This is a genomic window from Pseudomonas sp. FDAARGOS_761, assembly GCF_013343155.1.
Taxonomy (GTDB): Bacteria; Pseudomonadota; Gammaproteobacteria; order Pseudomonadales; family Pseudomonadaceae; genus Pseudomonas; species Pseudomonas aeruginosa.
Map to the genome: position 1 here is coordinate 3,528,624 of NZ_CP054572.1, position 24,910 is coordinate 3,553,533.

Annotated in this window: 15 protein-coding genes; 9 read left to right on the forward strand and 6 right to left on the reverse strand. The window is 68.0% G+C overall.

The features are described from left to right. Window positions 1-331: 331 nt before the first annotated feature. Both gdhB and FOC67_RS16420 read right to left on the reverse strand, forming a co-directional pair. Window positions 332-5,194 (reverse strand): NAD-glutamate dehydrogenase GdhB, encoded by a 4,863-nt coding sequence (gdhB, locus tag FOC67_RS16415; protein WP_009313794.1) that lies wholly within the window; start codon window positions 5,192-5,194, stop codon window positions 332-334. A 272-nt stretch (window positions 5,195-5,466) separates the two neighbouring features. Further along, window positions 5,467-6,237 carry a hypothetical protein gene (locus FOC67_RS16420; protein WP_003116459.1) on the reverse strand — a complete coding sequence of 257 codons (771 nt, stop codon included), beginning with the start codon at window positions 6,235-6,237 and terminating at the stop codon, window positions 5,467-5,469. A gap of 340 nt (window positions 6,238-6,577) precedes the next feature. Here FOC67_RS16420 and FOC67_RS16425 point away from each other — a divergent pair, with 340 nt between their 5' ends. The 7 genes from FOC67_RS16425 to FOC67_RS16455 are packed head-to-tail and all read left to right on the forward strand — an operon-like array spanning window position 6,578 to window position 14,531. Continuing rightward, window positions 6,578-7,558 carry a MoxR family ATPase gene (locus FOC67_RS16425; RefSeq protein ID WP_003091294.1) on the forward strand — a complete coding sequence of 327 codons (981 nt, stop codon included), beginning with the start codon at window positions 6,578-6,580 and terminating at the stop codon, window positions 7,556-7,558. Between the two features lie 10 nt (window positions 7,559-7,568). Next, entirely contained in the window at window positions 7,569-8,507 is a 939-nt protein-coding gene (locus FOC67_RS16430; protein WP_003091295.1) for a DUF58 domain-containing protein, read from the forward strand. Next, a complete protein-coding gene (locus tag FOC67_RS16435; RefSeq protein ID WP_031755669.1) occupies window positions 8,504-8,998 on the forward strand; it encodes a DUF4381 domain-containing protein in 495 nt (164 codons plus the stop codon). Before FOC67_RS16430 ends, FOC67_RS16435 begins: the two co-directional genes overlap by 4 nt. Continuing rightward, complete coding sequence (locus tag FOC67_RS16440) at window positions 8,991-10,013, forward strand: VWA domain-containing protein (protein WP_003091297.1); 1,023 nt, start codon at window positions 8,991-8,993, stop codon at window positions 10,011-10,013. Before FOC67_RS16435 ends, FOC67_RS16440 begins: the two co-directional genes overlap by 8 nt. Then, window positions 10,010-11,770, forward strand: a complete 1,761-nt coding sequence (locus FOC67_RS16445) for a VWA domain-containing protein (protein WP_003138538.1) — start codon at window positions 10,010-10,012, stop codon at window positions 11,768-11,770. The genes FOC67_RS16440 and FOC67_RS16445 overlap by 4 nt, the downstream gene beginning before the upstream one ends. Next, complete coding sequence (locus FOC67_RS16450; RefSeq protein WP_009313792.1) at window positions 11,767-13,398, forward strand: BatD family protein; 1,632 nt, start codon at window positions 11,767-11,769, stop codon at window positions 13,396-13,398. Before FOC67_RS16445 ends, FOC67_RS16450 begins: the two co-directional genes overlap by 4 nt. A gap of 53 nt (window positions 13,399-13,451) precedes the next feature. After that, entirely contained in the window at window positions 13,452-14,531 is a 1,080-nt protein-coding gene (locus FOC67_RS16455; RefSeq protein ID WP_009313791.1) for an alpha/beta hydrolase fold domain-containing protein, read from the forward strand. Between the two features lie 6 nt (window positions 14,532-14,537). Here FOC67_RS16455 and FOC67_RS16460 read toward each other — a convergent pair whose 3' ends face one another. Beyond that, on the reverse strand, window positions 14,538-17,408 hold the full coding sequence (locus FOC67_RS16460; RefSeq protein ID WP_234306238.1) for a S8 family serine peptidase: 2,871 nt from the start codon (window positions 17,406-17,408) through the stop codon (window positions 14,538-14,540). Between the two features lie 377 nt (window positions 17,409-17,785). On the opposite strand from FOC67_RS16460, the gene cprR reads away from it, so the two are divergent. Further along, the gene (gene cprR, locus FOC67_RS16465) at window positions 17,786-18,457 is read left to right on the forward strand and encodes a cationic peptide response regulator transcription factor CprR (protein WP_003091311.1); all 672 of its coding nucleotides are present in this window, start codon (window positions 17,786-17,788) and stop codon (window positions 18,455-18,457) included. Continuing rightward, on the forward strand, window positions 18,454-19,749 hold the full coding sequence (cprS, locus tag FOC67_RS16470) for a cationic peptide sensor histidine kinase CprS (RefSeq protein ID WP_009313789.1): 1,296 nt from the start codon (window positions 18,454-18,456) through the stop codon (window positions 19,747-19,749). Before cprR ends, cprS begins: the two co-directional genes overlap by 4 nt. A gap of 77 nt (window positions 19,750-19,826) precedes the next feature. Here the strand turns inward: cprS and FOC67_RS16475 are convergent, their stop codons facing one another. From FOC67_RS16475 to FOC67_RS16485, 3 genes are all read right to left on the reverse strand, one after another. Beyond that, window positions 19,827-22,208 carry an RND family transporter gene (locus FOC67_RS16475; RefSeq protein ID WP_003138533.1) on the reverse strand — a complete coding sequence of 794 codons (2,382 nt, stop codon included), beginning with the start codon at window positions 22,206-22,208 and terminating at the stop codon, window positions 19,827-19,829. Between the two features lie 11 nt (window positions 22,209-22,219). Beyond that, the gene (locus FOC67_RS16480) at window positions 22,220-23,317 is read right to left on the reverse strand and encodes a YCF48-related protein (protein WP_009313788.1); all 1,098 of its coding nucleotides are present in this window, start codon (window positions 23,315-23,317) and stop codon (window positions 22,220-22,222) included. A 179-nt stretch (window positions 23,318-23,496) separates the two neighbouring features. Next, the gene (locus FOC67_RS16485; protein ID WP_003091320.1) at window positions 23,497-24,864 is read right to left on the reverse strand and encodes a DUF1329 domain-containing protein; all 1,368 of its coding nucleotides are present in this window, start codon (window positions 24,862-24,864) and stop codon (window positions 23,497-23,499) included. Between the last annotated feature and the right edge of the window lie 46 nt (window positions 24,865-24,910).

Consider the following 24,910-nt stretch of genomic DNA (forward strand, 5'->3'; position numbering starts at 1 on the left):
TCCCGCGTGACCGCCGCGACGTCATCGGAAAACTCACCGGGCGGGGAAGGAAGTACGGGCTGCCGGGGGTTTATGCGATCGACAGGATCCCGGCCAAGGCATACGAAGCGGAGAAGTCATAGATCCATATGAACCTATCAATAGATTTTCTAATAACTAAATATTTATTAAATCTGTGAGTCAGGTTGTCCTTTCCGGGCTAACGCCGGGCGCCGGACATTTGTCGCCGCGCAGCGCCTCAGCCACCGCAAACATCGCAGGTTTTCGCCGCGCCAGAATGAAAGAGCCCCGCACTCAGGCGGGGCTCTTGCTTGCCGTCAGGCCGCTCGCATCAGGGGATGCAGACACCGTGCTGGCTGCTCTGCGCCAGGTCCATCAGCTCGCGGTTGGCCACGGCGTACATGGCGTAGTCGGTACCCGACGCGGCACGCAGTTCGACCAGCATCGCCCGCCAGCGCTCGACCAGCGGCAGGTGCTGTTCCAGCCACAGGCCGACGCGCGCCTCGACCTCCTTCGGTCCGTCCTGCATCTGCAACACCGAGACGGTGATCGCCCGCTGCTGCCAGTCGAGGTCGTCGCGGAACGCCTCGCGGGCCAGCGCCTGCCAGTTGTTCTCCACCGGCAGGTTGGTGATCTGTTGCAGGTACCAGGTCAGGTCCAGCGCGCTGCCCACGGCGAAATAGGCCTTGGCCACTTCCGCGGTGTCCTGCCCGGTCACGTCGGACGCCTCGATGATCGGCAGCAGCGTATACAGGTGGCTGGTGCCGGCCACCATGCGTGCCAGCAGTTCCGGCACGCCGGCGTCGACGTAGGTCTGGTAGCGCGCCTGCCACAGCTCGCGGGTCGGCCCTTCGAGCAGCTCGTTGAGCTTCAGGCCGAGGGCGGCGATGCGCGGGCCGAAGTGGGCCACGTCGCGCGCCGCGTCCAGCTCGTTGCGGCGGCTGCGGAGGAACCAGCGGGTGGCGCGGCGACCGAGACGCATCAGTTCGTCCATCAGGGTCAGCTGGATATCAGCGGGCACCTGGTAGTCGAGGTTCTCGATCTGGCGGAACCAGTGCGGCAGGTGGAACACGTCGCGGACGATCACGTAGGCCCCGGCGACGTTGGCCGCGCTCATGCCGGTGGACTCCTTCAGGCGCTGCACGAAGGTGATGCCCATGTGGTTGACCAGGTCGTTGGCGATCTGCGTGCTGACGATCTCGCGCTTCAGGCGATGGCGGCGCATGGCGTCGCCGAACTTCTCCGCCAGCAATGCCGGGAAGGCGGTCTCCATGTCGCGGGTCAGGTAGTCGTCGTCCGGCACCAGCGATTTCAGCAGCGATTCCTTGAGGTCGATCTTGCTGTAGGAGATCAGCACCGACAGCTCGGCGCGGGTCAGCCCCTGGCCGGCACTGATGCGTTCCGCCAGCTCCTCGTCGGAAGGCAGGAACTCCAGGGCGCGATCGAGCTTGCCGCGCGCCTCGAGGTCGCCCATCAGCCGCTTGTACTCGGCGATCCGCTCGCGGGCGCGACGTTGCGCCAGGGACAGCGCCTGGGTCTGCTTGTAGTTGTTGCCCAGCACCAGGGCGCCGACCGCGTCGGTCATCTTCACCAGCAGCGCGTTGCGCTGCTTCTCGGTCATGTCGCCGGCCTGCACCACTTCGTTGAGCAGGATCTTGATGTTGACCTCATGGTCGGAGCAGTCCACGCCACCGGCGTTGTCGATGAAGTCGGTGTTGTTGGCACCGCCGTGCAGGCCGAACTCGACCCGCGCCAGTTGGGTCATGCCCAGGTTGCCGCCCTCGCCCACCACCTTCGCGCGCAGCTCGCGGCCGTCGACGCGCAGACCGTCGTTGGCCTTGTCGCCGACATCGGCGTGGGTTTCCTTGCTCGACTTCACGTAGGTACCGATCCCGCCGTTCCAGAGCAGGTCGACCGGCGCCTTGAGCAGCGCATGGATCAGCTCGGTGGGCGCCAGCCTGTCGGCCTGGATGTCGAAGCGCGCCTGCATTTCCGGGGTGATGGCGATGCTCTTGGCGCTGCGCAGGAAGATCCCGCCGCCGGCGGAGATCAGCTTGGCGTCGTAGTCGGCCCAGCTCGAACGCGGCAGGTTGAACAGGCGCTGGCGCTCGACGAAGCTGCTGGCGGCGTCCGGGTTCGGGTCGATGAAGATATGCATGTGGTTGAAGGCGGCCACCAGTTGCAGCTTGTCCGACATCAGCAGGCCGTTGCCGAACACGTCGCCGGCCATGTCGCCGATGCCGATGACGCTGATGTTGTCCTTCTGCACGTCGATGCCGCGCTCGCGGAAGTGCCGTTGCACGCTGACCCAGGCGCCCTTGGCGGTAATCCCCATGCCCTTGTGGTCGTAGCCGGCGGAGCCGCCCGAGGCGAAGGCGTCGCCGAGCCAGAAGCCGTACTCGGCGGCGATGCCGTTGGCGATGTCGGAGAAGGTCGCCGTGCCCTTGTCCGCGGCGACCACCAGGTAGGGATCGTCCTCGTCGTGGCGGACCACGTTGGCCGGCGGCACCACTTCGCCTTCCTTGAGGTTGTCGGTGATATCGAGCAGGCCGGAAATGAAGATCCGGTAGCAGGCGATCGCCTCGGCCTGGATCTCGTCGCGGCTACCGCCAAGCGGCAGGCGGCGCGGGACGAAGCCGCCCTTGGCGCCGACCGGCACGATCACCGCGTTCTTCACCTGCTGGGCCTTGACCAGGCCGAGCACCTCGGTGCGGAAGTCTTCCTCGCGGTCCGACCAGCGCAAGCCGCCGCGAGCCACCTTGCCGCCGCGCAGGTGCACGCCCTCGACGCGCGGCGAGTAGACGAAGATCTCATACTTGGGCACCGGCCTGGGCAGCTCCGGGATGGCCTTCGGGTTGAACTTGAAGCTGAAGTAGCTCTTGTTCTGGCCGTTGCCGTCGGGCTGGTAGAAGTTGGTCCGCAGGGTCGCCTTGATCAGGTCGAGGTAGCGCCGCAGGATGCGGTCCTCGTTGAGCACCTGGACTTCGTCGAGGGCACCGAGGATCGCCTGCTCCAGCTTCTGTTGCTTGTCTTCCAGGTCTTCCGCGGTGAGTTTGCGCGCCAGGTAGAAGCGGGTCTTGAACAGCCGCACCAGCTCGCGGGCGATGTCGGTGTGGGCATTCAGCGCACTGGCGATGTAACCGAGGTCGAAGCCCAGGCGGATCTGCTTCAGGTAACGCGCGTAGGCACGCAGCAGGGCGACGTCGCGCCACGGCAGGTTGGCGGTCAGCACCAGGCGGTTGAAGGCGTCGTTCTCGGCTTCGCCGCTGACGATGTGGACGAAGGCGTCCTGGAGGATCTCGTTGAGCTGCTGGATGTCCACGTCCAGCCCTTCGGCGTAGGTGAAGGCGAAGTCGTGGATCCAGTATTCACGGCCGTTCTGGTGGCGCAGGCGGTAGGGGAATTCGCCGAGCACGCGCAGGCCGAGGTTCTCCAGGATCGGCAGGACGTCGGACAGGGCCAGCGGGGTGTCGGCGTGGTACAGCTTGCAGTGCAGTTGCTGCTCGCCCTGCGCCAGCGGCTGGTAGAAGCTCATCACCAGCGGGCGCTGCTCGGACAGGCTGAGCAGGTGCTGCAGGTCGACCACCGCGAAGTGCGGGGCGAAGCGCTCGCGATAGCCGGCCGGGAAGCCTTTCGGGAAGTCGGCCAGGACGTTGGTGCCCTTGGCCTCGCCGAGGTTTTCCACCACCAGGCTGCTGTAGTCGTCCTGCCAGGAACGGCAGGCCTGGATCACTTCTTCCTCCAGGCGCGCCGGGTCGATGTCGATGCGCGACTTCGGGTCGACGCGGAGGATGAACTGCACGCGGGCCAGCACCGACTCGGAGAAGAAAGTCCAGAACTCGCAGTCGCTGGCTTGCAGGCGCTCCATCAGGACCTGCTGGATCTTCAGGCGCGTCTCGGTGGAATACACGTCGCGCGGCACGTAGGCCAGGCAGTAGCAGAAGCGACCGTAGGGGTCCTTGCGCAGGAACACGCGGATCTTGTTGCGCTCCTGGATGCGGACGATCGCCAGGGCGGTGCTGAACAGCTCGTCCACCGGGGTCTGGAACAGGTCGTCGCGCGGCAGTACTTCCAGCACCTGGGCCAGTTCCTTGCCGAGGTGGGCCTTGGTGTCGAAACCGGAGCGCCGCATCACTTCGGCGACCTTGCCGCGGATGAAGGGAATGTCGTTGACGCTCTCGTTGTACACCGAGGAGGTGAACAGGCCCATGAAGCGGCACTCGCGGATCACCCGGCCCTTGCCGTCCAGCTCGCGGATCGACACGTAGTCCGGGTAGGCCGGGCGGTGCACGCGGCTCGGATGGGCAGCCTTGGCGAAGGACAGCAGGACCGGTTCGCGCAGGTAGGCGACGGCATAGTCCTCGATGTGCAGGTCATCCTTGCTCAGGCCGGCGCGCAGCAGACGGGTCAGGCCGAGGAAGGATTTCTCGTCGTAGACCATGCGCCCGCCGTCGGCCTCGTCGGCGACGCTGAATTCCTCGTAGCCGAGGAAGGTGAAGTGGTTGTCCAGCAGCCATTCGAGATAGCTGCGCACTTCCTTCAGCTCCTCCGCCGGCACCTTCAGCTTGGCCTTGCCGAGCCAGGTCAGCAGTTCGCGGGCCTTGGCCTTCATCGGTTCGAAGTCGGCGACGGTCACGCGTACTTCACCGAGCACTTCCAGGATGGCCTTCTCCAGCGCCCGCAGTTCGCCGGCGTGGGCGCAACGGTCGATCTCCAGGTACATCAGCGATTCCTGGCTGACGTCCTTGCCCTGGGTGCCCTTGGGCAGGATTTCCTTCAGCTCGCCCTTGGCCGAGCGGCGCACGCTGAGGACGTTGGTCTGCAGGGTATGGATGCTGTAGCCGCGGCGGTTCAGTTCCATGCGCACCGAGTCGACCAGGAACGGCAGGTCCGGGTGCAGCACTTCCACCGCGGTGTGGGTGGATTGCCAGCCGTGCTTCTCGTAGTCGGGGTTGTATACGCGGACTTCGGGCTGGTCGCGGTCGAAGCGCTCCAGCAGGCGCCAGGCGGAAAGGGTGCAACCGACCAGGTCGGAAAGCCGACGCTGGGTCAGTTCATCGAGGGAGATCAGGCTGAAGAACTGTTCGGCGAACAGCGTGACTTGTGGTAACGCCTTGTCGCCGAGGTGCTGCGCCAGTGCCGTCTGCAGTTGATGCTGGAAATCGGCTTTGCTGGCCGCGGTGAAGAACGCCATGGTTGTACTCCGCTTGGCTTGTTATTTCATGGAGGCGAGCGGTTCGCGGGAAAGGTCGCGAGCAACGCACCTTCGGACCGACCCTCGCTGCGTCCATGAAGTTCAGCAGAAGCTGAGCATTAATCCAGGCAGGCAGGCGCACAGCAAAGGCTGACCGGGAACCGCCCTTTTCGGCGAGCGACCCGCCGGTCATATCCGACAGAGCTTAACGAGCCGGCAAGGCAAAACACTTACCGTGCTGCGACATATTCGTTCACCCCGGGAGCATCGGCTCACTGCACCGGCAGGAAATGCATGAACAGCAGTCCCTGGGCGTAGTTCACGCTGATCCGCCGGTAGCGTTCGCCGAGCACCTCGGCGAGCAGGTCCAGGCGCGCGACGATCTTGGCGAACTCGCGGGCGTAGCTGAGGTTGCTGGCGTCGTCGGTGAGGGCGTTGGAAAGCAGCAACGGGGCGCCCTTGTCGTCCTTGCGGGTAGCCAGCATCCAGGTGGCGACCTCGACGTTGCGCGCGGCGTTGTAGACGTACTGCGCGTCGATCCCCTGGTAGACGTAGAACTCGGTACGCCCGCCATGGGCGGTGATCAGCATGCTGGCCAGGGAATAGATGAAGGCGCCGACGCGGTCGCCCCTGAACGCCGGATCGAGGGAGTAGGACAGCGCGGCGATGTCGCGGCGGCCGCCCAGGTCGCTGAGTTCGCGGTTCTGCTCGATGGCCCGGCGGATCGCCAGCTCGGCGTCGGCCTGGCTCGGCAGGCCGGTCTTCTTCCATTCGGCGGGATTGCGCTTGTACAGCTTCCAGAGCAACTGGTAGAGGCTTTGCAGGTTGTCGCGCATGGCCAGGGTGGCCATGCGATCGGCATCGGTCTGGAGGAATTCGCCGGCGCGCATCGAACCCTGGCTGGTGTCCTCGCCGGCGGCGTTGCGCGGCGCGTTCGAACATCCGCTGGCGAGCGCGCCGAGCAGCAACAGCAGCCCACCGACCCAGCGCCGCCACCCACGCCGGGCGCGGCCCTCCCCCTTGCGCCGGGCAAGCCCCGGCAATGTCGCTCCTGACAAACGCTCTGTCCATTCGCTGTTCGCATCGCGGAAACCGACCCGCGTGCGCCGGCGAAGTTCCCCGGGCGCGTCGATCCGCCGCGCTTCGCGAGGCAGGTCACGGCGAGAGGCGGAGGCTTTTCACCGGCATACCCGCGCGGGTTCACGAATAGGCGCGGCACGAGCGTCGGAGAGTACGCTAGGCAGTCGCCGTGCGCTAACATGTGCGGGATCGGGGGGCCGTCATCCGCCGCAGAGCGGAGCCTTCTCCCCGCCCGCCCGCGCCGGCCTCGCCGTGCGCCACCGAGCGACACCCCAGCAGGCCTTGGAACCGGTAGTCCAGACAATGAGCAACGAGCCAGAAAGCACGCAGCACAAGAGCGCCCTGCAGGGACTGAAGGGCTACCTGTCGAGCCAGATCCTCGGCCAGGAAAAACTCGTCGACCGCCTGCTGATCGCGCTGCTAGCCGACGGCCACCTGCTGGTGGAAGGCGCGCCGGGACTGGCCAAGACCAAGGCCATCAAGGACCTCGCCGAAGGCCTCGAAGCCGAGTTCCACCGTATCCAGTTCACTCCCGACCTGCTCCCCGCCGACATCACCGGCACCGAGATCTACCGTCCGGAGACCGGCACCTTCGTGTTCCAGCAAGGCCCGATCTTCCATCACCTGGTGCTGGCCGACGAGATCAACCGCGCCCCGGCCAAGGTGCAATCGGCGCTGCTCGAAGCCATGGCCGAGCGCCAGGTTTCGGTCGGCCGCAGCACCTACGACCTGCCACAGCTGTTCCTGGTGATGGCGACACAGAACCCGATCGAGCAGGAAGGTACCTACCCGTTGCCGGAAGCCCAGCTCGACCGCTTCCTCATGCACGTCAAGATCGGCTACCCGGAGGCCTCGGTGGAACGCCGCATCCTCCAGCAGGCGCGTGGCGAGGCACTGAACGGCGAGGCCCGGCCGGAGCGCCGGGTGACCCAGGAAACCATCTTCGCCGCGCGCCAGGAAATCCTCGGCCTGTACATGGCCGACGCGGTGGAGGAATACCTGGTGCAACTGATCATGGCCACCCGCACCCCGGCCAAGCACGACGCGGAACTCGCCGAATGGATCTCCTACGGCGCCAGCCCGCGCGGCTCCATCGCCCTCGACCGCTGCGCGCGCGCCCACGCCTGGCTGGGCGGACGCGACTTCGTCAGCCCCGAGGACATCCAGGCGGTGCTGTTCGACGTGCTGCGCCATCGCCTGATCCTGACCTTCGAGGCGGAAGCCGCCGGCATCGACCAGGACCGGGTCGTGCAGCGCATCCTCGACGTGGTCGCCGTGGCCTGAGGCCGCCGCCATGCTGAGCGCCGCCCCTGGCGTCGAACTGGGCCTCGACGAGCTTCTGGAAATGCGCCACCGGCTCCACGAAGCGCGCCTGTTCTCCTCGCAGAACCGCCGCAGCCCGCTGGTCGGCCTGCATCACTCGCGCCTGCGCGGACGCGGCGTGGACTTCGACCAGGTGCGCATCTACCAGCCCGGCGACGACGTACGGACCATCGACTGGCGCGTCACCGCGCGCACCCGCGAGCCGCACACCAAGCTGTTCCACGAGGAACGCGAGCGACCGGTGTTCGTCCTGGTCGAACAGAGCCAGCGCCTGTTCTTCGGCTCCGGCCTGTGCTTCAAGGCGGTGCTGGCGGCACGCGCGGCGGCCTTCATCGGCTGGTCGGCGCTGGCCCACAACGACCGTATCGGCGGCCTGGTATTCAGCGACCGCGACTGCCACGAAATCAAGCCGCGACGCAGCAAGCACAGCCTGCTACAACTGTTCAACCAGCTATTGCGGGCCAATCGCGAGCTGCGCGAGACGCCGGCCGAGCGACCTGGCGAACTGTTCGGCCTGGCCCTGCGCCGCGCCCGCGAAGTGCTGCGCCCGGGCAGCCTGATCCTGGTGCTGTGCGACGAGCGCACCCTCAATGACGTCGCCGAGCAGCAACTCAGCCTGATCGCACGCCATACCGACCTGGTGCTGCTGCCGCTGTCCGACCCGCTCGACCATGCCCTCCCCGCCGCCGGACTGCTGCGCTTCCGCGAAGGCGCCGCCGACCTCGAGCTGGACACCCACGCCGACGAGCTGCGCCAGGCCTATCGCGAACTGGCCGAGGCGCGCCGCGCGCGCTGGCAGCGGCTGGCCCAGCGACTGGGCGTGCCGCTGCTGCCGCTGTCGACCCAGGAAGACCTGGTGGAGCAGTTGCGGGACCTGCTGGAACAACACCAGCCGGGGTATCGCGCATGAATCCGCTCGACCGGCTGGCACCGCTTATCGCCCCCCCGCCCATCGGCTGGTGGCCGCCGGCGCCCGGCTGGTGGTTGCTGGCCGCCCTGCTGCCGTTGCTCGGTTGGGGGCTCTGGCGACTGCGCCGGCACCTGCCGCGGCGCACCATCGCCACCCGCGGCGAAGCGCCGCTGGATCCGCTGCGCGAAGCGGCCCTGGCCGAACTGGCCGCGCTTGCCAAGCCCTACGGCAGGGCTTCCGCCGGGCCCTGGTTGCAGGCCATCAACGGCCTGCTCAAGCGGGTCTGCAGGGCGCGCTGGCCAGATAGCGGCAGCCACGCCCTCAGCGGCCGCGCCTGGCTGGCGTTCCTCGACAACCGTTGCCCGGCCGCCGGCCTGACCCGCTGGATGATCCTGGTGGAAGGCGGCTACCGTGCCGACTGCACCCTCGACGACAAGGCCGTGGACGGCCTCGACGCCGCCGTCGCCACCTGGATTCGCAAGCATGTTTGAGTTCGCCTGGCCCTGGGTCTTCGCCCTCGCCCCGTTGCCCTGGCTGCTGCGCCTGGTGCTGCCGGCCGCCGACAGCGGCGAGGCGGCGCTCAAGGTGAGCTTCCTCGACGAACTCGAAAGCCTCGCCGGACGCCGTGCCCGCGCACGCCTGCCGGCCTGGCGGCAGCAGGTGCGCTTCGCCCTGCTCTGGTTCCTCCTGCTGCTCGCCGCGGCCCGCCCGCAGTGGGTCGGCGAACCCCTGCCGCTACCCGCCAGCGGCCGTGACCTGCTGCTCGCGGTGGATGTCTCCGGCTCCATGGACTACCGCGACATGCGCTGGCAGGACGACGAGATCAGCCGCCTGGAACTGATCAAGAAACTCTTCGGCGACTTCATCGAAGACCGTCGTGGCGACCGCGTCGGCCTGATCCTGTTCGGCAGCCAGGCCTACCTGCAGGCGCCGCTGACCTTCGACCGGCACACCGTGCGGGTCTGGCTGGACGAGGCGCAGATCGGCATCGCCGGCAAGAACACCGCGATCGGCGACGCCATCGGCCTGGCGGTCAAGCGCCTGCGCCAGCGGCCCGCGGAAAGCCGGGTGCTGGTGCTGATCACCGACGGCGCCAACACCGGCGGACAGATAGCCCCGCAGATCGCCGCGCAACTGGCCGCCGAGCAACAGGTGAAGATCTACACCATCGGCGTCGGCGCCGACCCGCAGCAGGGCGGCGTGCCCGGCCTGTTCGGCTTCAACCCGGGGCTCGATCTCGACGAGCCGACCCTGCGCGGTATCGCCGAGATCACTGGCGGCGAATACTTCCGCGCGCGATCCAGCGCCGAGCTGGAAAGCATTTCCGCGACCCTCGACCGCCTCGAACCGGTCGCCCAGCAGACTACCCGGGCGCGCCCGGCCCTGGCGCTGTACAGTTGGCCGCTGGCCGCCGCCCTCGGCCTGAGCGTGCTGCTGGTGGCGCTGGAACTCTGGCCACGGGAAAACCGGACCTGGCCGCGCCGCCGTTCCGGGAGGCAACCATGAACCTGTTGCTGGACGCCTGGCCGCACTGGCTGCGCCCCTACTGGCTGCTGCTGGCGCCGCTGCTTGGCTGGTTGCTGTGGAAGCTGCTGCATCGCCAGCGTCGTGCCGGACGCTGGCAATTGCTGCTGCCGACGGCCTTCCAGCCCTGGCTGCTGGTCGGCGGCGCCGGGCGGCAGAACCGCATGCCCTGGATCTGCCTCGGCATCGCCTGGCTGCTGGCCCTGCTGGCCTTGCTCGGGCCCAGTTGGCAGCAACTGGAACAGCCCTCGATGAAGCGTAGCGACCCGCTGGTGGCGATCCTCCAGCTGACTCCCGGGATGCTTGCCGGCGACCTGTCGCCGACCCGCCTGGAACAGGCCCGGCGCAAGCTGCTCGACCTGCTTCGCACGCGCAACGACGCGCAGACCGCGATCGTCGTCTACGCCGGCAGCGCGCATACCCTGGTGCCGCTGTCGGACGACCAGCTCACCGCGCGCAACCTGCTCGACGCCCTGAAACCTTCGATCATGCCCGAGCCCGGCCAGCGCGCCGACCTCGCCGTGCGCCAGGCCCTCGACCTGCTGGAACAGGGCGCCCAGGGCCGCGGCCGCCTGCTGCTGCTGACCAGCGGGCTGAGCGAACCCGAGCGCCAGGGCATCCGCAGCGCCCTCGAGCACCGGGCGGCGCGCCTCGCCGTGCTCGGCGTCGGCACGCCGAAGGGCGCTCCGGTGCAGCAGGAGGATGGCAGCTTCCTCAAGGACGACCAGGGCGGCATCCTCCTGCCCAGGCTCGACGAAAGCGGGCTGCGCCGCTTCGCCGCGGAGATCGGCGCCGGCTACCAGCGCCTGCGGCCGAACGACCGCGACCTCGACAGCCTCGGCCTGCTGGCCCGCGGCGGCACGCTGGAGGAAGACCGCGAGAACGCCCTGCTGCGCCTGCAACGCTGGGCCGACCAGGGTTACTGGCTGCTCCTGCCGCTGCTCCTGCTGGCCGCCTGTGCCGGACGGCGCGGCTGGCTGTTCTGCCTGCCGCTGTTGATGCTGAGCCTGCCGCAACCGGCCATGGCCTTCCAGTTCGAAGACCTCTGGCTGCGTCCGGACCAGCAAGGCCAGCGCCTGTTGCAACGGGGCCAGGCGGACGAGGCGGCGAAGCGCTTCGAGGACTTCCGCTGGAAAGGCCTGTCGCTCTACCAGGCCCGCGACTACGCCGCCGCGGCCCAGGCCTTCGCCCAGGGCGACCAGGCCGACGATCACTACAACCGTGGCAACGCCCTGGCCCGCCAGGGCGAACTGGAAGCCGCCGTCGACGCCTACGAACAAGCCCTGGAGCGCCAGCCGCAACTGGTCGCCGCGCAACGCAACAAGGCCCTGGTCGAGGAACTGCTGCGCCAGCGCCAGGAACAGGCGGCGCAGCAGCAGGCCGGCGAGAACAAGGAACAGCGCCAGGAAGCGAGCCAGCAGAGCCCGCCATCCGGAAGCAGCCAGCGGCCGCCGCGCGACGCGGCGACCGTCGATGCGCAGAAGGCCCAGGCCGCGGCGCCCTCGACCAGCCTGCCGGAAGACGAAGGCGAGAAGACCGCCGGAGCACCCGGCCAAGCGCAGCCGCAGCCCGACGCCGAGGACGAGCGGACGGGCGACGAGGAAGCCGACGACGGACTCGACGACGAACGTCGCCAGGCCCTCGAGCAATGGCTGCGACAGATTCCCGACGATCCCGCCGAGTTGCTGCGGCGCAAGTTCTGGTACCAACAGCAGCAACGCCAGGAAGCCACGCCATGATCCGCCTGTTCTGCAGCCTGCTTCTCGCGCTCCTCTGCGTCTCCGCCCACGCCAGCTTCAGCGCCAGCGTCGACCGCGCCCGCCTGACCGAAGGGGAAAGCGTCGAACTGACGCTGGAATCGGACGACCCGACCCTCTTCGGCAAGCCCGACCTGAGCCCGCTGGACGCCCTCTTCGAGGTCCTCGGCACGCGCCAGGTCAACCGTCTCGCCACGCAGAACGGCCGGGCCCAGGCCACCACCCGCTGGATCGTCACCCTCCTGCCGAAGCAGAGCGGCTACGTGGCGATCCCGCCGATCAGCCTCGGCGCCAGCAGCACCCAGCCGATCAGGCTGCACGTACTGGAGGCGCGCGACCGCGCCAAGAGCAGCAAGCTGGCGCCGGTCTTCATCGATGCCAGCGTCGACCAGGAGACGGTCTACGTGCAGGCCCAGGCGATCCTCACCCTGCGCATCTACCACTCGGTGTCGCTATACGACGACAGCAGCCTGACCCCGCTGGCGATGAACGACGCGAAGGTCGAACAGCTCGGCGAGGCGCGTACCTACGAGAAGGAGATCAACGGCATCCGCCACGGCGTGATCGAGGTGCGCTACGCGATCTTCCCGCAGAAGAGCGGCGCCCTGGAGATTCCTGCGCAAGCCTTCAGCGCGACCCTGGTCGACCGTGGCAGCGACGACTACAACCCCTTCGGCCCGCGCCCCGGCCGGCAGATGCGGGTGACTTCGCCGAGCATCCCGCTGCAGGTCCGGCCCAAGCCTGCCGACTATCCGGCCGACGCGCCCTGGATGCCGGCCCGCGCGCTGAGCATCAGCGAAAGCTGGAGCCCGCAGCCGGAGCAAGCGCAGGTCGGCGAATCGCTGACGCGCAACGTGCTGCTGAAGGTCGAGGGGCTTTCCGGCACCCAGCTTCCGCCGTTGCCGCTGCCCGACGTGCAAGGCCTGCGGCGCTACCCGGACCAACCGCAGTTGGCCGACCAGAGCACCGACCAGGGCCTCATCGGCAGTCGCGAGGAACGCGAGGCGCTGGTGCCCGAGCACGCCGGGCGCATCGAGTTGCCGGCGCTCGAAGTGGTCTGGTGGAACACCCGCGAAGACCGCCTGGAGCGCACCAGCCTGCCACCGCGCACCCTGGAAGTGGCCGCCGCGCCGCAGGCCGAGGCGGAGCCGCCGGCGGCGGCGCTGCCGCTCGGCGAACGCCTGGAGCCGACGCTCTGGCCCTGGCAACTGGCTACCGCCGTGCTGGCCCTGACCACCCTGCTCGGCTTCGGCCTCTGGTGGCGCGCCCGCCAGCTGCCGGCGGTGATCCGCGCCGCAGCCAACGGCCCGAGCAGCCGCAGCCTGCTCGACGAGCTGCGCCGCGCCTGCCTGGCCAACGATCCCCAGGCGACCCGCCAGGCCCTGGACGCCTGGGCCCGTCAGCAACCCGATACCCTGGCCGACATGGCGGCCCGCTTCGTACCGCTGTCCGACGCCCTGGATGGCCTCAACGGCGCGCTGTACAGCGAGAGCGGCCATTCCTGGCAGGGCGAGGACCTGTGGCGGGCGATCCGCGCCCTGCCCACCACGGAACAAGCGCCGGCGGGAGCGGTCGACAATGGCGGCCTGCCACCGCTCTATCCGCGCTGAACGGCGCTATGGTTAGGACTGGCACGACATTCCGATTCCGCAAGAGGGCCCGCATGCGCTTCCGTACCCTGTACCTCGTCCTGTGCGGCCTGCTCCTGGGCCACGCCGCGACGGCCGCCGAACCGCCGACCGCGCCCACGCCGCCGACGCAGCCGGCCGAAGGGCCGGGCGGCGCGGCCTATCGCCATGCCAGCGTGCATCAGTGGCACTTCGGCGAAGGCGCTCGCGAATACTGGGTGTTCACCCCCGAGCAACCGGTCCCCGGCAACGCTCCGCTGGTGATCTTCCTGCACGGCTGGAGCGTGATGCAGCCGGACCTCTACCGCGCCTGGATCGACCATATCGTCCGCCGCGGCATGGTGGTGGTCTACCCGCGCTACCAGCCGGACCTGAAGACGCCCAACGCAGACTTCCTCGACAATGCCGCCGGCGCCCTCGGCGACGCCCTCAGGCGCCTGCAGGCCGGCGAGCTGGGGGTGCGCCCGCGGCTGAACCAGGTCGCCTACCTCGGCCACTCCGCCGGCGGACTGCTCGCCGCCAACCTGGCGGCCGCCAGCGAACGCCTGAAGCTGCCGGCAGCGAAGGCGCTGATGGTGGTCGAGCCCGGCAAGAGCCAGGGCAAGCGCTGGGACGGCATGGCCCAGGAACGCCTGTCGGGGCTGGCCAAAGGTACCCTGCTGCTGGCGGTCTGCGGCGACGAGGACAGCCACGTGGCCTGCACCGACGCCAAGCGCATCTACCGCCAGAGCCGGCACATTCCGCCCAGCGACAAGAACCTCCTGCTGCTGCGCAGCGATCGCCACGGCGCTCCGCCGCTGCTGGCCAACCACGCGGCGCCCACCGCGCCGGTATTCGGCCCGCAGTATCCGAAGGAAGAAGACAGCGACTGGTTGCTCGACCGCGTCGAGAAGCGCCTCGAAGTGCAGCAGGCCGAAGGCCGCTATACCGGCCACGACCCGCTGGTGATCGACGCCCTCGACTGGTACGGCACCTGGAAGCTGTTCGATGGCCTCACCGACGCGGCGTTCTACAACCGCAACCGCCAGTACGCCCTGGGCGCTACGCCGGAGCAGACCGGCATGGGCCAATGGAGCGACGGCACCCCGGTGAAGCCAATCAAGGTGCTCAAGTAGCCAGCGCTAAAAGTCGTAGCTCAGGCGCAGGTTGACGGCGCTGCCGCCGACCCGCTCGCCTTTCGTCCCCTGCAGCTCCAGGCTGCCCTGCAACGGACCGCGGCGGGCGTGCAGCGCCATCCCCGCACTGAACAGGTCGCGCCCCCGATGGGCCGAAACCTGCTTCAGGTCGACGCCCTGCAGGCTAGCCTCGGTGTGGCTCGCCGGCACTCCCAGGGCACGCTCGTAGCCCAGGTTCAGCTCCGGCTCCAGCGACCAGTCGGCCACCCGCAGGCTGCGCGCGACGCTCAGTTCCAGGGTGGCGAAGGTCGCATCCCTGGCCGCGCGGTCGACGTCCAGCGCCAGCTCGCTGTGCTTTTCGCGGAAACCTTTCCATTCCGTGCGGGTCGCCAGCAGGCCGACCCGCGGCTCGACCCGCCAATCGTCCTTGCGCCAGCGGTAGCCGCTCTTGACGCTGGCGTGGTATAGCCAGCCCTCGCTGTCGCCCTTGGCCGTGGCAAAGCCCGGCAGGCGCCGCTTGCTGGCGGCGTCGAGGTAGCCGGCGCCGAGCATGGCACTGACGTAACCGCCCTGTTCCAGGCTGTCGAAGGCGTGTAGCAAGCCCACGGCGAGCTGGGTGATGTCCAGCTCGACCTTGCCGCCGGCGCTGTTGATCCGTCCCTTGGTCTGCGCCAGCGTCGCGCCGCCCTGGGTTCGTTCGTCGAGCGCCTGGACCAGGCCCAGGGCAATGCCGTCGCTACGCTCGCGACTGCCGCTGACGCCTGAGCGCCCCTCATTGCGCAAGCCGGAAGCGAGCCCCTGGAACCACAACCGCGGCGCCTGCCCGGGCTGCGCCCAGGAAAGCTCGCCGAACATCGCGCGATCCACTTGCGACGGCTGCCGACTCAGGTAGGCCAGGCTGTCGGCATACACCTGGCCGCCGGCGCTGCGTGGCAGGCCAGCGAGATCGCCGCGCGCCAGGCTGGCCTGCAGCCAATCGTTGTAGGCGCCGGGGCGCAGGGCGATGGGCCGGTCACGGAGCGCGTTCAACGCCGCCGCAGAACGCCCGGCGTTGCCTTGTAGGTTGACCTGCCCCGGCAGGTCGAGCGGAGCCAGGGCCAGGGCGATGCCATCCGCAGCGAAGCGCAAGTCGTGGCGCAGGCCCCGCGCGGCCAGGCCCGGCGCCTGTTGCAAGGCATCGAAACCGCCCTGGTAGGTGGCGCCCCGCGCGACCGTCAGGAACTTCTGCCCCGCCCCCGCCGCATCGGCCGCCGTCAGTTGCAGCCGCCCGCCCAACCGGGCGAAAGCAGCCGCGCCGTCGAGGCGGATCGGCGGTTGCCCGCCCAGCGCCACCCGGGTCGTGCTCGACGGCGACAGTTCGAGCGAGCGGGTGAAACTCGGCGCGCCCGCGAGGCGGTCGGCGGCGAGCACGCCGTCGATCCGGGTCGGCGCGGCAATGGTGCCGCCGCCGCCCAGCTCGCCGGCCCGGGCTACCCTCAACCCCGGTCCTTCGAGCGTGCCGTCCACCACCAGGCGCCCGCCGCGAACCTCGCTGGCGGCAGAGAACCGGTTGCGCCCGGCGAGCGCCAGTTCGCCGGCCTCGACCGCGACCCCGGCGAAACGGTTATCGCCCGACAGCCGCAGCGCGCCGCTGCCGGCCTTGCCAAGCATGCCACCGGCGCGGATGTCGTTGTTCCAGACATCCCTGGCATTCCAGCCGCCGCGCGCCGCGTCCAGCGTCACCCGCTGATCGCCGAACAGCTGGCCTGGTCCACGTACCGCACGGGCCAGGTCCAGCAACCCCCAGCCGAAACGCGCGTCGACCCCAGACTCGCCAAGATCGACGGCGGTGCTCAACATGGTCATCCGCACCTGCGCCATGTCCATGTAGGGAAAACGCTCGGCCAGCAATGCCGCGCTGGCGCTGACTAGCGGCGTGGCGTAGGAGGTACCGCTCTGGTCGGCATAGGTGTAGGTCAAGCGTTCGGCCGAGGCACCGTTCGCCGCGGCCACGTACATGTCGCCGGGCGCCGCCAGGCACCAGTCTTTCGTCACCCCGCACTGGTTGGAGTAGTCGGTGAGTTCGCGGTCCGGACCCAGCGCGACCACGCTGAGGAAACCGCTTTCCAGTCCGGGCATGAAGCGCGGCAAGGTGGCGAGCAAGCCGGGCTGCGCGCGGCTTTCGTTGCCGGCTGCGAACACCAGCAGGCGCCCGTCGCGCACGCCGTCGGCCAGGGCATTCAGGTAGGGATGCGGCGCTGCGGGATCGATCGCCGCATAAGCGGCATCCACCGCGGCGGCGTCATTGCCGATAGGATCGTCGTTGTAGCTGTTGTTGATGATCCGTACCGTCGGCGCGCCCCGGTAGAGGGTGCTCAGGGCGCCATGGACGAGTTCCTCGCTGCCCGGTTGCAGCAGGCTGGCCTGGCTCGCCGCTTCGTCTTGTTCCTCCTCTATGTCGGCATCCTCGTCATCGGCTTCGTCGCTGGGCCTGATTTGCGTCTGGAAAAGCCCGACCTTCGGCGCCACGCCACCACGATAGGTGAAATCGGCAATGACCTCCGGCCTGGCCGCGATGATTCCGCTGACATTCGCGCCATGGCTGGCGACCTGGATTTCTCCGCTTTGCTCATCGCGATCGAAGAGCGGCCGGGAGGGATCGGCGATCGCTTCCTCGCCGTCGATGGCCACTCGGTTGGCCAGCGGAGTGATCGCCTGGCCGGCGAACGCCGGATGCTGCGGAAGGAAACCGCCATCGATCACCCCGACATCCACGCCTTTGCCGGTCAGGCCCAACGCGCGCGCGACCGGCACGCCGATGAAGTCCTGCTCCCAGCCGCTGGACCGGGCTTCGGCCAACGCACAGGGCGACAGCGATAGCGAAACGCCCAGCGGCACCAGTGTGCGTATCCCGCACTTTCGAACATCCTTCCAACGCGTCGTCCGCGACATGGCAAAAAATCCCCCAAAAACGAAAGGCACCCGCACTCTTCGCGGATGGCACCCGGCAATAGCCTGGCGGCTAGCGTTCCGAGCAGGCGCACGCTAGCTCCCGGGGGGTTAAAAAAGGCTTAACGCGGACACGCCGACGGGAGCGGCACGGGGTCACAGCGGAGGCGCAAACCGGGTAGGCAACTGGACAGCCCGCGCCCCGATCGACGAACATCGCTGCCCGACTCGCGAAAACCGCCGACCGCCCGCCTCTCCCGAACCGCCCATGGCGCGACGGCCATCCACCGCCAGTCGACCAGCCCATTCGTCACGCGACCCAGGCCATGCATATCCACGTACTCGTCGTCGAAGACAATTTCGATCTCGCCGGCACCGTCATCGACTACCTCGAGGCCGCCGGGGTGGTCTGCGATCACGCCCGCGACGGCCAGGCCGGCCTCAACCTGGCGCGCGCCAACCGCTACGACGTGATCCTGCTGGACATCATGCTGCCGCGCATCAACGGCCGGCAGGTCTGTCGCCAGCTGCGCGAAGCCGGCCTGCAGACCCCGGTACTCATGCTCACCGCCCTGGATACCTTGCAGGACAAGCTCGACGGCTTCGACGCCGGCGCCGACGACTATCTGCTCAAGCCCTTCGAACTGCCGGAGCTGCTGGTCCGCCTGCAAGCCCTCAGCCGGCGCCGCAGCGGCCAGGCCCAGCGCCTGCAGGTCGACGACCTGGTGATGGACCTCGACAGCCGCCAGGCCAGCCGCGGCGGCACGCCCCTAGCGCTGTCCCCCACCGCCTGGAAGATCCTCGAGTGCCTGATGCGCGCCAGCCCCGCGCTGGTCACCCGCGAGCAGCTGGGGCGCAGCGTCTGGGGCGACGAGCCGCCGGAAAGCAACACCCTCAACGTGCACATGCACCACCTGCGCAGCACCGTCGACAAGGGGTTCGCCACCCCTCTGATCCATACCCTGCACAGCGTCGGCTTCCAGCTGGAGCGCAAATGAAACGCGGCCTGAGCCTGATCCCCATCGTCGGCGGCGGCGTCAGCCTGATCCTCGCCGGGGTGCTGCTGGTCTACACGCGCATGCTCGGCGACTACGGTGAGACCGGCGCCCTCTACCTGCTCAGCATGATGATGGAAGAGGAAGGGCTGTACTTCGCCCAGCGCTACCAGGAAGACCCGGCTACGCCGGCGCCGGACAGCTACTACTTCAAGGGCAGCGTCGGCACCGCGGGGCTGCCGCCGAAACTCAGGGAGATGCTCGACACCCCGCCCTACAAGAGCATCGGCGCCATGCAACTGCTCGGCAACTGGGACGACGATGACGAAGAGGAGGATGACGACGCGCCCAGCGACGATGCCTACGTGGTGGTCCGCCAGCCACTGGCCGACGGCAAGACGCTCTACCTCTACGACAACGACGCCGCCGGCAGCATCGACACGCCGCTGTCCGACGCCATCATCGACGCCCGCATCAGGCAGACCTGGATCGTCACCCTGTCGGTCACCCTGCCTTCGCTGGCCGCCGTCGGCCTGCTGGTCTGGTTCATCGTCGCCCCGCTGCGCAAGCTGACGCGCTGGTCGATGACCCTCGACGACCTCGCCCCGGACAGCCAGCGGCCGCGCTTCAACTACCGCGAACTCAACGTGCTGGCGGATACCCTGTGGAACAGCGTGACCCGGATCAAGGACTTCAGCCAGCGCGAGGAGCGCTTCCTGCGCTACGCCAGCCATGAGCTGCGCACCCCGCTGGCGGTGATCGGCATGAACCTGGAGCTGCTCGACCAACCCGGCCGCGCGCCCTCCCCGCATGCCTTGCAACGCATCCGCCGCTCGGCGCTGGGCATGCAGCAGATGACCGAGACCCTGCTCTGGCTCAGCCGCGAGAGCGGCGAACTGCGCGACGACGGACACATCGAGGTCGGCCGCCTGCTGGAGGAACTGCTCGAGGAACAGCAGGCGCTGAGCCAGCGCCGCGGCCTGACCTTCCACCTCGACGTGGAGCCACACAGCCTGCCGCAGACCCGCGCACGGATCATCATCGGCAACCTGCTGCGCAACGCCCTGCAGTACAGCGACGAGGGCGTGGTGGAAATCGTCGTGCGCGACCGCAGCCTGCTGATCAGCAACCCCATCGGCGCGGCCCAGGGCACGGAGGAGTCGATGGCGTTCGGTTATGGCCTGGGCCTCGACCTGGTCCAGCGCCTGTGCCAGAAGAGCGGCTGGCGCATGCATTACAGCAGCGACGAGCAGCGCTTCCGCTGCGAGCTGCTGTTCCCCGCCACACCGGACTGAAGCGCGGCGGCCTTCCTCCGCGCGAAAAAAACCGCGGCCGGGGCCGGGGCCGCGGTCTTGGCGAGGCTCGGTGCGACTCAGTGAGCGAACAGCGAGGCCTTCCTGGCCTGCAGCTTGGCCGGGTTGATCAGGAAACGCGCCAGGGCCGGCAGCAGCCAAAGGGCGCCGAACATGTTCCAGAGCAGCATGAAGGTCAGCATCAGGCCCATGTCGGCCTGGAACTTGATCGCCGAGAAGATCCAGGTGGCCACGCCGATCGCCAGGCACAGGCCGGTGAACAGCACCGCCTTGCCGGTGGAGCGGAGGGTCTCGTAGTAGGCCTCCTGCAACGGCAGGCCCATGCGCAGGAAAGACTCCAGGCGGGTGTAGATGTAGATCCCGTAGTCCACCCCGATGCCGACGCCGAGGGCGATCACCGGCAGGGTCGCGACCTTCACGCCGATGCCCAGCGCCGCCATCAGCGCGTTGCCCAGCACCGAGGTGAGGATCAGCGGCAGGACGATGCAGAGGGTCGCGGCGAAGGAACGGAAGGTGATCATGCACATGGCCGCCACGCAGATGTACACCAGCACCAGGATGATCAGTTCGGACTGCTTGATCACCTCGTTGGTGGCGGCCTCGATCCCGGCGTTGCCGGCGGCCAGCTGGAACTGCAGGTCGTCCTTGTCATTCTCCGCGGCGAAGGCCTGCACCGCCGCCACCGCGCGGTCGAGGGTCTCGGCCTTGTGGTCGTTGAGGAAGACCAGCAGCGGCGCCAGCGAGCAGTCGGTGTTGTAGAGACCGTCGGCACGGGCGATGGAGTTGTTCAGCACGTCCTGGTTGCGCGACAGGGTCTCCCATTTCAGGTTGCCTTCGTTCATCCCCTTGATCACCTGCTTGGACACGGTGACCATCGAGATCGCCGACTGCACGCCCTCGGTGTTCTCCAGCTTCCAGGCCAGCTCGTCCATGGCCGCCAGGGCCTGGTGGGTGGAGCAGCCTTCCGGGGTGGTCTTGACCATCACCACCAGCACGTCCGAACTGGTCGAGTAGTTGCGGATGATGAAGTCGTTGTCGAGGTTGTAGCGCGAGTCGGGACGCAGTTCCGGCGCGCCCTGGTCGAGGTCGCCGATCTTCAGGTGCTTGCCATACCAGAGGCCGCCGCCGAGCATCAGCAAGGCGATGGCGATGGACACCGGGGCCACCTTCGGGCTGGCGAAGTTCGACAGCAGGCGCCAGAACGGGTGCTCGCGCACCGCGTCGTCCTTACTGCGCTGTACCGCCTTCTTGCTGATGCCGATGTAGGAGATCGCCACGGGCAGCAGGATCAGGTTGGTGAAGACGATGACCGCCACGCCGATCGAGGCGCCGATGGCCAGCTCGCGGATCACCCCGATGTCGATCACCAGCAGGGTGATGAAGCCGACGGCGTCGGCGAGGATCGCGATCATCCCGGGCAGGAACAGTTGGCGGAAAGTCAGCCGCGCCGCCATCAGCGCATTGTCGGCGCCGCTGGACTGCAAGGCGATGCCGTTGATCTTCTGCACGCCGTGGGAGATGCCGATGGCGAAGATCAGGAACGGCACCAGCATCGAGTAGGGATCGAGGCCGAAACCGACCAGGTTGAGCAGGCCGAGCTGCCAGAGCACCGCCACCAGGGTGGTGATCAGCACGGCGATGGTGCTGCGGATGCACTTGGTGAACCAGTACAGCAGGACCAGGGTGATCAGCAGGCAGATACCGAAGAAGCCGACCACCATCACCAGCCCGTCGATCAGATCGCCGACCTTCTTCGCGAAGCCGACGATGTGCACCTTCACGTTGGGGTTCTGCAACTGGTACTTGTCGCGGATCTTCTCTTCCAGCTCATGGGAGAACTGGCGGTAGTCGAGCTTGATCAGTTCGCTCTGGTTCTTCGGATTCGGGTACATCTCCAGCAGCGGCACGTCGACGATGCTCGACTTGAAGTTGTTCGCTACCAGGCGGCCGATCTGCCCGGACTTGAGCACGTTGTTGCGCAGTTCCTCCAGCGCCCGCGGCGAACCGTCGTAGGTCTGCGGGATCACCTCGCCGCCGGCGAAGCCTTCCTCGGTCACTTCGGTCCAGCGCACGCTGGGGCTCCACAACGACTTCAGGCCGGAACGGTCGACGCCGGGGATGTAGAACACCTCGTCATGGATCTGCCGGAGCGTTTCCATGTACTCCTTGGTGAAGATGTCGCCGTTCACCGCCTCCACCGAGATGCGCACGGTGTTGCCGAGGTTGGCCAGGTCGTTGCGGTGCTCGAGCATTTTCTGGATGAACGGGTGCTCCAGCGGGATCATCTTCTCGAAGCTGGTGGACGGCCGCACCTGGGTGGCCTGGTAGAACAGGAAGACGCTGACCAGCAGGCAGAGGAAGATCACCACCGGCCGGTTGTTGAAGATCAGGCGTTCGAGCAGGCTCGCCTTGTTTTGCTGATGCTGGTTCATGGCACTCATGCGACCCCGCCTTATTGTGGTTGTTCGAGCGCGGCACCGTTCGCCGCAGCGAGGTGCACGCCGCCCTGGCCGACCAGGATCAGGTGGCCGTCGCCGGTGGCGCTGACGCCGGCCAGGGACAGCCGGTCGGGACGGTTGAACACGCTGAAGCTGCGCCCGCCGTCGGTGCTTTCGAGAACGCTACCGCCGTGACCGACCACGACGATCCGCCCGTCCGCCAGCAGCGCGCCGTCGGAGAGACCGAATTCCAGGTCGCCGGACGCCGCCTTCAGCGGTATCTCTTCCCAGCTGTCGCCGAAATCGGCGGAGCGGAACAGGTGGCCGCGCAGGCCGTAGACCAGCACGCCGCCCGCATCGGCGGTACCGATGGCGCCGAACAGCGAGCCCTCGTAGGGGCCTTCGAGTTTTTCCCAGGTGGCGCCCCAGTCCTTCGAGCGGAACAGACTGCCGGCTTCGCCGACCACCAGCAGGCCGTTGTCCTTGACCGCGGCGATGGCGTTGAGGTGGAACTGGTCCTCGTTGTCCAGGCGCTCGCTGACGTCTTCCCAGTGCTGGCCGCCGTCGCGGGTCTCCAGCAGCGCGCCATAGGCACCGACGGCCAGGCCGTGCTGTTCGTCGGCGAACCAGATGTCCAGCAACGGCGCTTCGCGGCCGAGGTCCTCGAACTGCCTGGTCCAGGTGCTGCCGGCGTCGTCGCTGACGAGGATCTGCGCATCGTGCCCGACCGCCCAGCCCTTGCGCTCGTTGACGAAGAACACCGAGGTGAGCAACTGGCGGGTCGGCACCTTGGCCTGGGTCCAGGTCTTGCCGTCGTCGTCGGAGAGCAGGATATGCCCACGGTCGCCGACCGCGACCAGCCGCTTGCCGGCATGGGCGACGCTGAGCAGCAGGCTGCTGGCGGCCTTCGGCGATTCCACGGCGAATTGCGGCGGCGCGGCGGTTGGCGTCGACTCGGCCAGGACCGGGGTCGCGGCGAAGGTCAGAAGAGAAAGCGCCCCGAGAAACGACAGGGCCCTGCTGGCCAGGGGCGATCTGGAAGGAATGGCCGGATGCCGCGAAGCGTCCGCGGATTGGCCGGGCGAAGTGCGCCACGTCGTGGGCTCACGCATGGATACCGTCCCCGTTGTTGTTATTAGTGGTTCGTGGTGAGCGTTATATAGCCAGCGTTTGGCGACGGAGACAATTGAAGCCACGTTATCTTTTGTTAAGCGTGTAAGCCGTCTGTAACGGGGGATCGGCGCCGCCCTCCTCCCCGGAGGGAAGCGGTCGGCGCCGGCGAGCGGAGCGATCAGCGAGTGCCGCGGCGGCGCAGGGCCGAGGGCTTGAAGTAGGAGTCGTCCGGTATCGCCTGGGTGAAGTCGATGGTACCCGGCTCCTCGTTGTCCAGGTTCTGCACGTGGTAGCGACGCGCCTGCAGGTCGTGGAACACGTCCAGCGCGCTCCAGGTGTACGGCAGGTCGTAGAAGTTCTTCAGGTAGGCCATGGACACCCGCCACAGTTCGCCGCGACCGTCGTACTGGTCGACCACCGCCGCGCTCCAGCTGTCCTCGTCGAGGTACAGGGTGCGTTTGGAGTAGATATGCCGCGCGCCCGGCTTCAGGGTACCTTCCACCACCCACACGCGGTGCAGTTCGTAGCGGGTGTATTGCGGATCGAGATGGCCCGGCTTGAGCAGTTCCTCGTACTTCACCTCGGGGCTGCTGACCTTGTAGTTGTTGTAGGGAATGTAGATTTCCTTCTTGCCCAGCAGCTTCCAGTCATAGCGGTCCGGCGCGCCGTTGAACATATCGGTGTCGTCGGCGGTGCGCAGGCCGTCGGCGGCGGCGATCGGCGTGTCGTAGGCAAGGTTCGGCGCACGCCGCACACGGCGCTGGCCGGCGTTGTAGCCCCAGGCCTGGCGCGGCTCCTTGACCTGGTCGAGGGTCTCGTGCACCAGCACCGCGCCGCCGGCCAGGCGCGCCGGGCTCTTGGTGAACGACAGGTAGTAGAACATCAGGTTGTTCAGGTCGGCGAAGCTGCCGCCCTTGAGGTAGTACTTGAACAGCGCTTCCTGCTGCGAGGTCACCAGCGAGTAGCTACCGTTGCGCTGTACCGCGACTTCCGAGGCGCGGCGCACGACATAGGTGCCGCGGTAGCGGGCGACATGGTTCCACAGCGCCTCCACGCCGCTCTTCGGAATCGGGAACGGCACCCCGCCATAGGCGTCGGCGAACCCGTTGCCGCCGTCCAGCAGCCTGGCGCTGGTGGCATTGGCGAAGGTGTTGTCGTACAGCCACTGCGGCGCCGAGCCGGAACGGCGACTGGGGTAGACCGGCATCCGGAAGCTGTCCGGGTAGGTCTTGAACAGCGCCAGTTGGCCCGGGGTCAGGTGTTCCCTGTACTGCTCCAGGTTGGCCTTGTCGATGGTGAACAGCGGCTTGTCCGCGGCGAACGGGTCCGGGTGGTGCTGGCCCGGCTTGTAGCCGGCCGGCGCCTGGGTGATGCCGCCGGTCCAGGCGGGAATGCTGCCGGCGGCGTTGCCGGCCTTCTCCGCGCCCAGCGGGGTGAGGCTCGACTTCAGTTGCGCCGCCTCGCCGGCGGAAACGCCGGCCAGCGCGCCGCCGCTGCCCAGTGCCAGCGCCAGGGAAGCGCCGATCAGCAGGTGCTTGTTCAACATGAGGGATCTCCGTGTGAGGTGCCGGGCGCTCGCGGCGCCCGTGTCG